Annotated in this window: 12 protein-coding genes; 1 reads left to right on the top strand and 11 read right to left on the bottom strand. The window is 66.4% G+C overall.

Annotated features, from left to right (window positions below):
- Positions 1–16: 16 nt before the first annotated feature.
- Positions 17–376 (top strand): STAS/SEC14 domain-containing protein, encoded by a 360-nt coding sequence (locus DFO47_RS19310; RefSeq protein ID WP_133832672.1) that lies wholly within the window; start codon positions 17–19, stop codon positions 374–376.
- A 29-nt stretch (positions 377–405) separates the two neighbouring features.
- On the opposite strand, the gene DFO47_RS19305 is transcribed toward DFO47_RS19310, so the two are convergent.
- The 11 genes from DFO47_RS19305 to DFO47_RS19255 all read right to left on the bottom strand — a co-directional run bounded on the left by DFO47_RS19305 (position 406) and on the right by DFO47_RS19255 (position 13,823).
- A complete protein-coding gene (locus DFO47_RS19305; RefSeq protein ID WP_133832671.1) occupies positions 406–1,140 on the bottom strand; it encodes a hypothetical protein in 735 nt (244 codons plus the stop codon).
- Positions 1,141–1,216: 76 nt separating this feature from the next.
- Positions 1,217–3,496 (bottom strand): gluconokinase, GntK/IdnK-type, encoded by a 2,280-nt coding sequence (locus tag DFO47_RS19300; RefSeq protein ID WP_133832670.1) that lies wholly within the window; start codon positions 3,494–3,496, stop codon positions 1,217–1,219.
- Positions 3,497–3,527: 31 nt separating this feature from the next.
- Complete coding sequence (gene manD, locus DFO47_RS19295; protein WP_109044767.1) at positions 3,528–4,757, bottom strand: D-mannonate dehydratase ManD; 1,230 nt, start codon at positions 4,755–4,757, stop codon at positions 3,528–3,530.
- A gap of 36 nt (positions 4,758–4,793) precedes the next feature.
- Positions 4,794–6,206, bottom strand: coding sequence for a mannitol dehydrogenase family protein (locus DFO47_RS19290; RefSeq protein WP_133832669.1), 1,413 nt, complete (start codon positions 6,204–6,206; stop codon positions 4,794–4,796).
- Entirely contained in the window at positions 6,203–7,606 is a 1,404-nt protein-coding gene (uxaC, locus tag DFO47_RS19285; protein ID WP_133832668.1) for a glucuronate isomerase, read from the bottom strand. Before uxaC ends, DFO47_RS19290 begins: the two co-directional genes overlap by 4 nt.
- 3 nt (positions 7,607–7,609) lie before the next feature.
- The gene (locus tag DFO47_RS19280) at positions 7,610–8,515 is read right to left on the bottom strand and encodes a sugar phosphate isomerase/epimerase family protein (protein ID WP_133832667.1); all 906 of its coding nucleotides are present in this window, start codon (positions 8,513–8,515) and stop codon (positions 7,610–7,612) included.
- A gap of 4 nt (positions 8,516–8,519) precedes the next feature.
- The gene (locus DFO47_RS19275) at positions 8,520–9,680 is read right to left on the bottom strand and encodes a Gfo/Idh/MocA family oxidoreductase (RefSeq protein ID WP_133832666.1); all 1,161 of its coding nucleotides are present in this window, start codon (positions 9,678–9,680) and stop codon (positions 8,520–8,522) included.
- Positions 9,677–10,525: a sugar phosphate isomerase/epimerase family protein gene (locus DFO47_RS19270; protein ID WP_109044772.1), complete on the bottom strand. Its 849-nt coding sequence runs from the start codon at positions 10,523–10,525 to the stop codon at positions 9,677–9,679. The genes DFO47_RS19275 and DFO47_RS19270 overlap by 4 nt, the downstream gene beginning before the upstream one ends.
- A 2-nt stretch (positions 10,526–10,527) precedes the next feature.
- Positions 10,528–11,451 carry a carbohydrate ABC transporter permease gene (locus tag DFO47_RS19265; protein ID WP_018762443.1) on the bottom strand — a complete coding sequence of 308 codons (924 nt, stop codon included), beginning with the start codon at positions 11,449–11,451 and terminating at the stop codon, positions 10,528–10,530.
- The gene (locus DFO47_RS19260; RefSeq protein ID WP_018762444.1) at positions 11,448–12,458 is read right to left on the bottom strand and encodes a sugar ABC transporter permease; all 1,011 of its coding nucleotides are present in this window, start codon (positions 12,456–12,458) and stop codon (positions 11,448–11,450) included. Before DFO47_RS19260 ends, DFO47_RS19265 begins: the two co-directional genes overlap by 4 nt.
- 6 nt (positions 12,459–12,464) lie before the next feature.
- A complete protein-coding gene (locus DFO47_RS19255) occupies positions 12,465–13,823 on the bottom strand; it encodes an extracellular solute-binding protein (protein ID WP_208294436.1) in 1,359 nt (452 codons plus the stop codon).
- Positions 13,824–13,912: the final 89 nt, after the last annotated feature.

Below are 13,912 nucleotides of genomic sequence, written 5' to 3'. Positions count from 1 at the left end.
CGGAGCGGGGACACGGATGAACGAGTTTTTCGCGGCGTCCTGCGAGCGCGGGGTTCTGCGGCTGCGCTGGGCCCCGGACGTCCACATAACGTACGAGATTGCCGTTCGGGCGGCGCGGGCCCTGCAAGGCTTCAGCGACGGGTGGGTCCTGCCACTGCTGGTTGACCTGAACGGAGTGGCAGGGTTGACGCCCGAAGCCAGGGCGGGCATGAATGCCTACCGTGGGTTCTCGGCGGTAGCACTCATCGGCGACGGACCCATGGGCAAGGTCGTGGCGGCGTTTTCCCAGCGGTCGCTGACTCCCACTGCGTACTTCACGAAAGTGAGCGAAGCCCTTGATTGGTTGTCGGGCCAGGGCAGCAGGGCCGCGAAGTAGCGCACTGGCATACAAGGGGGCACTCCCCTTCAGTGTGGGGCGGACGACGGCGGCCCGTTGGCTCCCCCTTCGGCGCGCTTTTTGATGCCCAGCAGCATTGCCCGGTCCATCACGAGATAGCCGGGCCGGAGGAGGAAGTCCATCACACGCAGCCCTGCAGGCCGGCCCGCGCCGTACCGCGTCCTGAGCAGGAGCCTGGTACCGGAAGGGCCGGCGTCGTGCAGCACGAACTGCCACGTACCGGTCACTGTTCCGGGCGGGGCGCCCGGGCTGGAATCCAGGACGAGGTGGCGGTCCTGCGCCAGGTCCACGACGCGCGGCCCCCGCCTACCGCCAGGGTACCCACCAGGTGTGAAAGCGATGATGTCTCCCACCTTCAGGTCCTGCCACTCGGGATGGATGCGGTCCGCGTTGGTGACCCCCAGGCGGAGCAAGCCGTTCTCCACAGCCGTATAGGAATACAGGCCGGCCCGGTCTACTCCCATTTGCACGAGCCATGGCCAGACCTGGCCGGGGCGTGCGGCGACGGTAACCGCCATGGTCCAGACGTCGTCGGCGTCGGGAATCAGTTCGTCGCCCGGAAGCGGCGCAGTCTTTTCGGGCCCGGTGGCACCCCATGTCCGCAGCACCCGCGGCAAGAGGCCATGCGTGGACAGACCGGCTGCGACGGCGGCCGCAAGGAAACCGCGAAGCCGGCGCCGCCGGGGGCCAGGCCCGGATTGTGGACCGGAACGGACACCGGGACCCGCCGCCCTGCCGCCCATGGCACACCTCCTCCTGGTTCCAGGGATGCCTCGAGGCTACAAACCGACACCCCGAGGCCCCCAGAGTCCAAAGCCCCTACAGCCGCGTGTCGAAGGACCCGCAGAAAACGTTCTCGTTGAAGGTGCCCTGGAAGCCGGACTTGCCTTGGATCTTCTCCACGGTGGCCCGGATGGCCTCCCGGGTCCCGGCGTGCGCGTGGATTGCCGTCTTGACCATGGGCACGTCGATGAGGTGGTTCGGCTGGTTCAGGGACACGAACACGGTGGGCACCTCGGTGACGTACCAAGGGATTTCCGCCGCCATGGGCGAGGACCACGTGATCCGGATGGCGGCCTCCTGCGCGAAACCCTTCACGTTGGCGAACACGAAGGCGGCGTCGTACTTCTCCGCATAGTCCCCCGTGGCCTCCTCGGAGATGACGGACATGAAGTTGACCCCGGCCTCCCCGGCCGCCTCGCGCTGTTCAGCCGTCCGGTACAAGGACACCTGGAAGCCGGCAGCCTCGAGTTCCTCCTTCACCACATCCAGGTAGGCCAGCGGATCAGCCCGCGTGAAGTCGGCACCGCCGGAGATGCCGTAGAGGCGGATCCGCGGATGGGTTTCGGGTGTGATGGGCAGGTTCCCCGCGGTGTCCTTGACCAGGGTCACGGTCTTGTCGGCGATCTCCGCCGCCACCGAACGGTGCGCAGGTGATCCAATGACGGCAAGCGCCTCGGCAGGCGGCACCAGTTGACCTGCAGCCTTCAGGTGCAGCCCCAGCGATGCCTTCAGGCCGAGGATGCGCCGCAGCGCGTCGTGCAGCCGCTGCTCGGTGATGATCCCGGACTTGTACCCATCCAGCATGTACTGGAAGTCCTCGGCCGGGTTCCGGAAGAACAGGAACATGTCGCAGCCGGCGGCGATCGTTGCCGGGACCAGGTCCCTCCGCTTCATCGCCTGCGTCAGGCCCACCATCTGCGAGGCATCGGTGAGGACCAACCCGTTGAAGCCGAGCTCCCCGCGCAGCAGGTCCTGCAGGAGCTCCGGGGACAACGTGGCCGGCAGGATCTCTGCGTCGGCCAGGCCGGGCCGGAAGTGCCGCGAAACTTCCGGCGCTCCAATGTGGCCCACCATGATCGACTGGACCCCGTGGGCAATCATCTCCCGGTACACGTGCCCGTAGCTACGGTTCCATTCCTCGTACCCAAGGGTGTTGTAGGAGGTGACCACATGCTGGTCCCGCTCATCGATGCCGTCCCCCGGGAAATGCTTCATGGCGCAAGCCGTGGGTGATTCGCTGATGCCGTCGAAGTACTCCTTTGCCCGTTCCACCACGATCTCCGGGGTGTTGCCGAACGCGCGGGTGGAGATCACAGTGTTCCGCCAGTTGTAGTGGATGTCCACGATCGGCGCGAAGGCCCAGTTGCAGCCCAAGGCCGCGGTCTCCACCCCGGCCACCTGCCCCATTTGCCGGGCAATATTCTTGTCCGGGTGGGAACCGGCCTGCAGGTGCGTGGAGACAAACGTGCCGTCGTCGCAACTGCCTGCACCGCCCATTTCCGGGTTGGACGCAACCAGCAGCGGAATCCTGGACCTGGACTGGGCGTAGCGGATGTGTTCCTGCACGGCGGCTGACGGTCCGGGCCGGTAGCGCATGCCGCCCACGTGATAGTTGTCCAGCACGCCATCGAGGTAGCCGGGCGAGTAGTCGTTGTTGTGGTTGATGAACAGTTGCCCGATCTTTTCCTCGAGCGTCATCCCCGCAAGGGTGCCCTCCACCCAGGCGATGGCCCCGGCGTCGAGGTTGAACGGCGCGGCCGCAAGGTCGACGTCGAACTGCCGCGGCGGGGTGCCCCCGGCCGTCCGCTCGGGAGGTACGACGCCGGCGATCCCCTTGAGTGCCTGGGCCACGACGTCGGCGACGGGCACGGCAATGTCCACCACCACGCCGGCCTCGTCGTCCTGGAGCGGCTCAAGGGTGGCGAGCTGGGAATCCAGCAGCGCGGGCGGCATGAAGTGGCCGCTGCGGCCTTCCGTCCGCGCCTTCAGGACTTCCTTGCTGCCGTTCAGGTGCAGGAAGACCGTGTCCGGCGCCTGGGCACGGATGGCGTCGCGGTACGTGCGGCGCAGCGCCGAGCAGGCCAGGACCAGGCCGCCGTCGGCCGCGCCGGCAAGCCTGCTGCCCACGGTGGCCAGCCAGGGCCAGCGGTCCTCATCCGTCAAGGGCGTGCCGGCAGCCATCTTGGCGACGTTTTCCACCGGGTGCAAGGAATCGCCGTCCAGGAACGGGACGCCCAGTTCGCGGGCCACGAGATCGCCGATGGTGGTCTTGCCGCAGCCGGAGACGCCCATCACGACGATTCGGATGTTGCTCATCGGGTGCTTTCCTTACCAGTCGTGGCCAGCCTCACCAGTCATGCACCGTGCCGTCGACCAGGCGGTTGTAGGGCAGGTAGGCCTGCTGGTAGGGGTAGGCGGCGGCTGCTTCCTCGTTGAATTCGACGCCGATGCCGGGCTTGTCGCCGGGGTGCAGGTAGCCGTCCGTGAACGTCATGGACTGTTCGAAGACCTCGTTGGTCTTGTCCGAGTGCTGCATGTACTCCTGGATGCCGTAGTTGTGGATGGCAAGGCCCACATGCAGCTGCGCGGCGAAGCCCACGGGGGAAATATCCGTGGGGCCGTGGAAACCGGACTTGATCTGGTACTGCGCCGCGAAGTCCATGACCTTCTTCAGCGGCGAAATCCCGCCGAAGTGCGTGGACGCTGCCCGGACATAGTCGATCAGCTGTTCCTTGATCAGCGTCTGGAAGTCGAACACGGTGTTGAAGATTTCACCGATCGCCAGCGGTGTGGTGGTGTGCTGGCGGACCAGGCGCAGGCCCTCCTGGTTCTCCGCCGGAGTGCAGTCCTCCAGCCAGAACAGGTCGTACGGCTCCAGGGCCTTGCCCAGTTTCGCGGCCTGGATGGGCGTCATCCGGTGGTGCCCGTCATGCAGCAGCGGGATCTCGGGGCCGAACTCGTTCCGGACAGCCTCGAAGACCGTGGGCAGGTGCCGAAGGTAGGCGCGGGTGTCCCAGTCCTCTTCCTGCGGGAACGCTCCCCGGCCGGCGGGCTCGTAGTCATACCGCTCCCCCGATGCCTGTGCCTGGGCAGCCACGCCGTAGACGGCTTTGATCCCCGGGATGGCGGTCTGGATCCGGATGGACTTGTAGCCGAGCTCCAAATGCTCCCGCACGGAATCGAACAGCGACTCGATGTCCGAGCCGGACGCGTGGCCGTAGGCGCGCAGCCCGTTCCGGGACGCCCCGCCCAGCAGCTGGTACACGGGAAGCCCGGCAACCTTGCCCTTGATGTCCCACAGCGCCATGTCCACGGCGGCGATGGCCGCCATGGTGACCGGGCCACGGCGCCAGTACGCGCTCCGGTACAGGAACTGCCAGGTGTCCTCGATCCGGTGCGGGTCCTTCCCGATCAGCAGCTGCGCGACGTGTTCCTTGAGATAGGCGGCGACGGCGAGCTCGCGGCCGTTCAGGGTGGCGTCGCCGATACCCGTCACGCCGTCGTCCGTGGTGATCCGGAGGGTCACGAAGTTTCGGGTGGGGCTGGTAACGAAGACGTCGGCGGCAATGATTTTCATGGGACTAACTGTTCCTTCCGGAAGTAAAAGCGTGATTCAGGTACGTGCGGGGCTGGCGGCCGGGGCCATTGCGAAGGATCCGAGCAGCCGGGAAACAAGGGCGACAACGTCAGGGTCCTCTGCGAGGGCAGCGCTGACGAGGCGAAGCAAACCCTGCACCCGATTGGTTCCGTCAAGTGCCACGGCAGCCTGGATGTCGGCGGCGAGCGGATCCTGGAAGTCGTTTCCCGCGGTGACGTAGTCAATCCAGGCGGCAAGCATCAAAGCGCTGCCCGCGCCACTGCGGCCGTCGGCCCGTTCCGCCGCCATCACGGGTACCGCGCGCATGCGCAGCTTGGTGGTGGCATCGGCCGCGATCTGTGCGAGCCGGTGGGCGATACGCGCGTTTCCGAAGCGGTCCAGCAGGGCCCGGCGGTACGTCGGAATGTCCAGCCCTTCCCCCTGCAGGTGACGGGCTGCCTCGTCCCAGAAGTCCTCCACCGCTTTCCGGCAGAGGGGGTCTGCCAGGGCGTCCGCCACGGTGGCATGCCCGCGGAGCTGTCCCGCGTAGGCAAGGATGGAATGCGAGCCGTTGAGGAGCCACAGCTTCCGGTTCTCATAGGGCTCGATGTCACCGACCACGACGGCGCCGGCCTCCTCCCAGCGGGGACGCCCGGCCGGGAAGTCCCCGCTGAGCACCCAGTTCCGGAAAGGTTCAGCCACCACCGGCGAATTGTCGCTGTAACCGCATTGCTCTTCCACCTCTGCGATGTCCGCCTCAGTGGTCCGCGGCGTAATCCTGTCCACGGACGTGCTGACAAAGCTGACGTTCGCCTCGATCCATCCGGCCAGCCCGGAACCCCATCCGGAGGCCAGTCCCAGGACGGCCCGGCGGGCAACTTCACCGTTTGCGGACAAGTTGTCGCAGCTGACGACGGCGATGGGTCCCGCGCCGCTGGCCCGGCGCCTGGCAAGGGCCAACACCAGGCGGCCCAGCGGAGTGCCGGGCACTCCGGCCTCCCCGGACGCTGCTGCCGACAGCGCCCGGAGATCATCCGCCGTGCCTGGAGCGCCGGCGTCGAACGTTCCATCCGCGGCCAGCCCGTAGGCTGCCTCGGTGATGGTCAGCGTGACCACCGCTGTCTCCTTCGCCGCGACAAGCTCGCAGAGCCGTGCCGTGTTGGCGCCATCCACCGCTTCCACAATGCTGCCGATGACTTCGAAGCTGTCCCCGCGGGCCGACCGCTCCACCAGCGTGTAGAGGCAGTCCTGGCGGGACAGCGCTGCCGCGGCGTCGGGCCGGCGCCCCGTGAACGCCGCGATCCCCCACTCCGCCGCGTCCGGGGCGTGCTGGGTATACCAGGCCTGGTGGGAGCGGTGGAACGCCCCCAGCCCAAGGTGCACGATGCGCACCGGAGGCTTGGGCAGCGGCTTCAGGCTGCGGTTGAGTGCAGGCAGCGCGGCGTTCACAGCTTGAACACCCTCCGTGGCGACCCGTCCACGATGTCCACGATAAGTTCGTGTGCCCGTTCCTCGGTGACCCGGTGTTCGGCCACCAGGCGGGCCAGGAAGGACGCCTCGATCCGCCGGGCCGTGTCGTGGCGGGCCGGAATGGAGCAGAAGGCGCGGGTGTCATCGATGAACCCGGAGGACCGCGAGAAACCCGCGGTCTCCGTCACCGCGGACCGGAAGCGCAGCATGGCGTCCGGGGCGTCCAGGAACCACCAGGGCGCACCGAGGTAGACCGACGGGTAGAACCCGGCCAGCGGCGCCAGTTCGCGGGAGAAGACGGTCTCATCCAGGGTGAACAGGACCAGGTGGAAGTCCTTTGCCGTGCCAAAGTCCTGCAGCAGCGGCCGGATGGCTTCGGTGTAGTTCACCGCCACCGGGATGTCGTGCCCGGTATCGGCGCCAAAGGCCTCGAACGTGGGTGCGTGGTGGTTCCGGAAGGAGCCCGGGTGGATGGTCATGACCAGCCCGTCCTCCACCGACATCCTGGCCATCTGGTACAGCATGTGGGCTTCGAAGGCGTCCCTGTCCCGGGCGCTCGCCTGGCCCGTCCTGCCGCGCTCAAAAAGCCGCTCGGCCTCGCCGTCGTCCAGTTTCAGGGTGGCAGGCGTGAACACCCCGTGGTCGGCGGAGACGGCGCCGCGCTCCACGAAGTGCCGGCGCCGCGACTCAAGTGCCTTGATGTACCCGGCGTAGCCGGTGGCACCCTCCCCCGCAGAGCCGAGGAGGTGTTCCACGTTCTCCTGCCAGGCCGGATGTGCCATGTTCAAGTACTGGTCCGGCCGGAAGGTGGGCAGCACCCGGCCGGCGAACGCGGGGTCCGCGTGCAGCGCAGCGTGGCTGTCCAGCGAATCCAGCGGGTCATCCGTGGTGGCGAGCACCTCGATGTTGAATTCCTTGAACAGTTCCCGTGGCCGGAAACCGGGCTCGGACAATTTGGCCTGCAGGGCATCATAGAGCTGGTCGGCGTTCTGGCCGGACGGTTCCTCGGCCAGGCCGAAGACATGGGCAAACTCCTGCCGGATCCAGTACCCGGAGGCGGTTCCCTCGAAAGCCGGCCATGCTTCACAGAAGTGCCGCCAGACCTGCCGCGACTCTGCGGGCTGGTTGCCCAGGCCCAGCTGGTCCATGGTCACCCCGCCGGCGTGGATCAGGCGGGTGACGTAATGGTCCGGAGTGACCAGGAGCGCGGCCGGGTCAGGGAACGGCGTGTTCTGTTCGATAACGGCAGCGTCGACGTGCCCGTGCGGGGAGATGATGGGGAGCCCTTCCACCCGGGAGAAGAGCGAGCGGGCAATGTCCCGGACCGCGGGATCGGCGGGCAGGAGCCGGTCCGGGTGGTCCGCTATGGTCTGCGCCATGGCTCAACGCCTCCCGGCTGCGACATTGAGCCCAGCCAAGGCGGCCGTGGCGCGGAGGTACTCGAGGTTCCCGGCGGTCCGTTCGGCCAGCGGCAGCTCAGTGGAAAAGTCCTCCACGGTCACCCAGCCGTCGTATCCGAAGGCGGCGAGCGCCTTGAAGTACTGCAGGACGCTGCCCTGGCCCGCGCGCAGGGGCGCCCACTCGTTCTTGAAAATGGCTGCCCCTGACTCGTCGGTCTCGCCGCTGTCCACCCACACCGCGTTCTTCACGTGCACGTGCGCCAGGTAGTCGCCGAGGAGCTCGAAGGCGGGCAGGTAGTCTTCCTGCCCTTCGATCAGCAGGTTTCCCAGGTCGTGGATGACGCCGACGTGCCGGGGGTCCAGGCCGTCCAAGAGCCGCAGCGCCGATGATGCCGACGCGGTGATGGTGCGGTGGTGCAGCTCCACGAGCGCCTTCACTCCGTGGTGCGCCGCCCGCTCGGCGATCCATTCGAAATCGCGGCGGGCAGCGGCGAAGAGTTCCGGGTAGGGGGTGCCGCTGGCCGGTTCGTTGCCCCAGGCGGCGGTTCCGAGCGGCGGCGTGGTCACCCGCACCTGGCCGGCGCCGAGCTTGGCGGTGGCGGCGAGCATGCGGTCCACATCGTCATGGTTGTCGCACCGCGCATACCCGCCGACGCCGGAGAACTCCAGGCCGGCGTGGCTGGTAATGGCGGCGATCCGGTCCAGGTGGTCTTCCATTCCGGCCAGCGGCACGGTTGCTTTGTTCCCGGCCCAGAAGCCGGGCTCGGGGGCGTCCGCCTGGTCCGTGATGCGCCATTCGACGCCGTCCCAGCCCTGTCCGGCAAGCTGCTGGACGGCCTCCTCGGGGGTCCACTCGGGGGTTGATGCGGTAAATACTGAAAACTTCATGGTGTCAGGCGCTTTCTGCCGTGCTGCCGGTGTGGACTTCGAGGTCGTTGTACTTGCCTGCCAAAACATCCTCGAAGAGGACGGGCTGGCCGAGGGTGGCCGAGACGTATACCGAACGCACCGCGGCAAGGGCATTGACGGCGTCGCTGACCGTGACTCCTGGCTGCTTCCCACCGGCGATCGCGGCCAGGATGTCCCGGTACTGACGGACGTGGCCGGCCGGGTACACGGTGGGGTCGGCTGCTTTGTAGTCTTCCTCGGGGTACTTGGCGAGTTCTTCCTCCGACTGGTTGCCGCCGCCCTGGAGTCCCATGTCCGCCGAGGCGCCGCCTGCGGCCCTGCTGTGGAAGTACTCCAGCCGGTCGTTGTCCACCACGGCCGAGCCCTCGGAGCCCATGAGCTGCACGCGCACGGTCAGTCCCGGGTAGGCGGCAGTGGTGGCGTGAAGGACAGCCAGGCCGCCGTTCTCGAAGGTCACGGTGGCTACCGCCGTGTCCTCCACTTCGATGCGTTCGTGGGCGAGGCGGGCGGTGTGCGCGAAGATCTCCACCGGCCGTCCCATGAACCACAAAAGCAGGTCCACGGTGTGCACGCCCTGGTTCATGAGGGCGCCGCCGCCGTCCATCGACCACGTGCCGCGCCAGTCGCCGGAGTCGTAGTAGCCCTGGCTGCGCCACCATGCCACCGAGGCGATGGCGGAGGTCAGCTTGCCGAACCGGCCATCGGCGATGGCGCGGGACACGGCGACGCTGGACTGGTCGAACCGGTGCTGGCTGATGACCGAGGCAACGATGCCTTTGCCCGCCGCTTCCTTCGCGGCTGCCTCGATTTCCTGGGCGCGGCTGAGGTCCACGTCGAGGGGCTTTTCGATGACCACGTGCTTGCCTGCCGCCAGCACCTCCAGGCTCTGCTGGATGTGCAGGCCGCTGGGAGTCGCCAGTGCCACGAGGTGGATGTCTTCGGCGGCGAAGGCCTCGGCCTGGGTGGTGTACAGGGCCGGCCGCGTACCGCCCTGCTGTTCGATGAAGTCCGCGAGTGCTTCGGCGGCCGCCGGGATGGCATCGATGAGGGCGACGATGCGGACTTCCGGGAATTCGCGGAGGGCTACGGCGTGCGTGCGGCCAATGACGCCGCACCCGGTGATGGCTGCATTCAAGGTGCTCATGCGGTCTGGACTCCTGCTTCTGCGGTGACTTTGGCGAAGGCGCGGGCTGCGATTCCGAAGGCCGTGGGGCCGGAGAATCCGCCCAGGCCGTGGGCACCGGCGAGGTGCGGCTCAAGGGAAGCGAAGCCTTCGTAGCCGTCCGCCTTGAGCGCCTCCACGGTCTTCAGGACGTCCCCGTCGCCCTCGCCGGCAGGCACCACGTGGCCGTTGGCGAAGAGGGCATCCTTGACCTGGAGGTATTCCAGGTGCGGGCGCAGCTTGGCGTATCCCTCGTCGAAGGGCTTGACGCCCACCTGGACGAAGTTTGCAGCGTCCCAGGCCACTTTCAGGGCGGGCGAGTCCACGGTCTCGATGATGTCCAGGACACGGTCCGGGACGTCTCCGAAGATGTCCTTCTCGTTTTCGTGCAGGAGGATCACGCCGGCTTCCTCGGCCACGCCGGCCAGGGCGCGCATGCGCTCGATGACGTCATCGCGGATGCTGTCCACCTGGACTGACTCGCCGTAGTAGAAGGAGAAGATGCGGATGTACTTCGCGTCCAGGACCTTGGCGGCATTGACCGCCCGGCGCAACCGCTCCACCTCATGCTCCACCGGGAGGCTGACGTCCACTTTTCCAATGGGCGAGGCAATGGCCGAGACCTTCATGCCCTTATCTGCCAGCAGGGCGGCGAGTGCCTGGAGCTGTTCGTCGCTGAGGTCCACAATGTTGGTTCCCCATGCGCTGCGGACCTCGATGTGGTTGGCGCCGAGGGCCTGCAGCACGGCGATCTGGACTGCGGGGTCGTCGTCGATTTCGTCGCCGAAACCTGACAGCTGCCACGTGACCTGGGTGGTCGAGACCATGGTTATTTAACTCCTCCGGCGGTCAGCCCGCCTACTAGGTAACGCTGGAAAATCAGGTAGAGAATGACCACTGGCGCTGCACACACCAGGGCTGCGGCCATCATCTGGCCGTAGTAGGGAATGGCGCCGCCTTCCTGCGAGGCACCAAAGATTTGCAGGGCGACGGCGGCGGTCTGGCTTTCGGGGCGCGTCATCACCGAGGCGAAGAGTACGTCGTTCCAGCCGAGCAGGAAGGCGAAGATGCCGGAGACGACGATGCCGGGCCAGCTCAGGGGCAGCACGATGCGGAAGAGGACGCCGAGGTTTGACGCGCCGTCGATCTTGGCTGCTTCCTCCAGTTCCTTGGGGAGCCCGCGCAGGTAGGTGACCATCACCCAGGTGGAGAACGGCATGGCGAAGGTCAGGTAGGTCACGAACAGGCCCCACTGGGTCCCGATCACCTGGATGCCGAGGTAGGTTGCCGCCGAGGAAAAGAGCACGAACACCGGCAGCACCATCAGGGTTCCGGGGACGGACTGCAGTGCCAGCAGGCCGCGCAGGATGCTGAGCCTGCCACGGAAGCTGTACCGGACCAGGACGAACGCGGTGGAAACGGACAAGGCCGCGGATACGACGGCGGTTGATCCGGCCACCAGGACACTGTTGGTCAGGCCGGTGGCCAGGCCCACGCTGGTCCAGATCTTCGAGTAGTTCTCGAAGGTCACCGACGACGGCCAGAACTCGCCGTTGGCAACGCCGATGTCAGAATTCACCGAGGCCAGGAAGATATAGAGCACCGGAATCAGTACGAGTGCACCCAGGAAGACAAGGATGATGACCAGCAGGGGGCCGGGCAGGAGCCGCAGCACCTCGTGCTGGCGGTGTGAGCCCGGACGGTCGACGTCCGCGGTCGGCGCGCTGCGGCGACCGGCGATGGTGGCGCTCATTTCTTCGCTCCTGGGGTGTCGGCGTCGTCAAGCTTCACGGCGCGGAGGTAGACGAACAGCGGGATGGCGATGAGCACCAGGGAAATGAAGGCCATCGCAGCACTCAGGCCAAAGCGGAAGCTCTGGAAGCTGGTGACGTAGGTCAGGATGGGGAGGACTTCCACGTCCGACGGCGCCGGGACCCCGAACAGCACGAACGGAAGCGTGAAGTTGTTGATGTGGTGCAGCATTCCGATCAGGAAGGCCAGGGCCAGCGGGCCCTTCAGGTACGGGAAGATCACGTAGCGGAGCTTGTTCCACCACAGCGCCCCGTCCAGGGCTGAGGCCTCGTGCACCTCATGGTCCACTGACTGCAGGCCGGACAACGCCAGCAGGTAGATGAACGGCCAGGAAGCCCAGATCTGGACCAGGACCAGCGTCCAGAACGTTTGTGGTCCGTTGAGCCAGAGTCCCACGTGGATTCCCACGGTGGCCAAGGCCTCGTCCACGATGCCGCCGGGCTGGAGCATGGTCCGCCAGACGGTGGCCACCACGAAGGACGGCAGGACATACGGGATGAGGAACACCGAGCGGATCAGCGCGCGGCCCTTGAATGCATTCTGGGTTGCCACTGCCGCGGCAATGCCCAGCGGCAGGGTCACCACCATCGCAAGCAGCGAGTAGCTGACGCTGAGCCACACGGCGTGCAGCAGCGGCGAGTTGGTGACGGCTTCAACGAAGTTTTCGACTCCGATGATTGGTGCACTGACCCACTTCCGCAGCGTGTACTGGTCCAGGTTGAGGATGGACATGTAAATGCCCAGCAGCAGCGGCACCACGATGATGATGATCATCAGGACCCCGCCGGGGATCAGCATCCAGAGCGGACGGTTCCGCTCGCTCAGGCCCTTGCGCCGCGGGCCGTCCTTGGGGCCGGGCTGCTGCCCGGCGTCATTGGCGGTCCGGGGAGCCCGGCCTGCGGCGGATTCCACCGCAGGCCGTACTTCATGAGAGGCGTCGGTTGACATCAGAACTTATCCTTTGGAGGCCCGGTCCAGGGAAGCCTGGCCCTTGTTTTGGGCGTCTTTGATCCGCGTATCGAGGGCGGATCCGTCCACCTTGCCGGCGGCCAGGTCCGGGATCGACTGGACAGTGACGTTGAGCAGGCCCAGCTGGATATCGCCCCAGGCGCCCGTGAACGGGGTGGCCTTGGACTTGGCGGCGGCATCGGCCAGTGGCTTGAGCTTGGCATCGGTCAGGGTGGCGAGGGCCTCGGCGTTGGCCGGGAGGTCACCGAAGACCTTCTGGTAGTTCAGCTGTTCGTCCTTGGAGGTGATCAGCTTGATGTAGGCGAAGGCCAGGTCCTTTTGCTTGGAGTAGTCGGCCACCACCAGGTTGTCGCCGGAGAGGATGCTGGCGGCGTCGCCGTCGGACTTGGACTGGGTCTGGCCCGGAGCGATCGTGGGCATCAGGGCGTATTCGTACTTGCCAGCGACGGCTGACTTGTCCAGGGTGGGAATCGAGCTGGACGTGGTCATCATCAGGTATCCGGCCTTGCCGCTGGCGAAGGCGGCCACGGCGTTGCTGTTGCTCCAGCCAATCGATGCGGGGTCGACCACTTTGTCGTTGGTGAGCCAGCCGAAGTACGTTTCGTAGGCCTTCTTGACCGTGGGGTCATCCATCTTCAGCTTGTTGCCGTCCACCAGCGGGTTTCCGGCCTGGACGGACATGGCCCAGATGAACTTCCAGGGATCGAAGCTGTCCTTGTATCCCGTGGCGATGCCGTAAGTGCCGTCCTTGGTCATCTTCTTCGCCTGCGCGGCCAGGTCATCCCAGTTGGTGGCAGGCTTGTCGATGCCTGCCGCAGCCAACAGGTCCTTGTTGTACGCCATGACGAACGGCCGGCTGACGAACGGGATGCCGGCAAGGTGGTCCTTGTCCGGTCCGGAGATTCCCAGGGTTGCCGGGTTGAAGCGGTCCTTGCCGCCCACCTTCTTCCAGTCGTCGTCGGAGAGGGTCACGAAGGCCTTGGTGGCATATGCCGTGGGGGTGAACGTGGTTCCCAGGCTGTAGACGTCCGGGCCCTGGCCGGAGACCACGGATGTTTGGATGCGCGTGAGTTCATCGTTGGCCGAAGCGAAAGTTTCGAACTTCACGTCGGCGCCGGTCTCGGCCTTGAACTTCGCGGCAATATCGGACTGCCACTGCTTCTGCTGTTCCGGGTACTGGCTGGAAACGTTCACCAAGACGCTCAGCGTCTTGCCGGTGCCGTCCACTTTGCCGTCCGAGCTGGTTGAGCCGCCCCCGTTGCCGGAGCTCGATCCACACCCGGTCAAGGCGAGCGCTGCAGCCGTGACGATCGCCGCAAGCCCAGTAGTCGATTTAAACCTCATTGTTTTTTCTCCTCTAGGACACCCGCATGGCCACATCCGTCTTGTGGCGGAAATCACTGCAGGCGACTCGAGAGTCAGTCTAGGAAATT

It is taken from the genome of Arthrobacter sp. AG258 (genome assembly GCF_004364695.1).
GTDB lineage: Bacteria > Actinomycetota > Actinomycetes > Actinomycetales > Micrococcaceae > Arthrobacter.
Note: the sequence above shows the minus strand (reverse complement) of the source record. Positions and strands in the feature narration are given on the sequence as shown.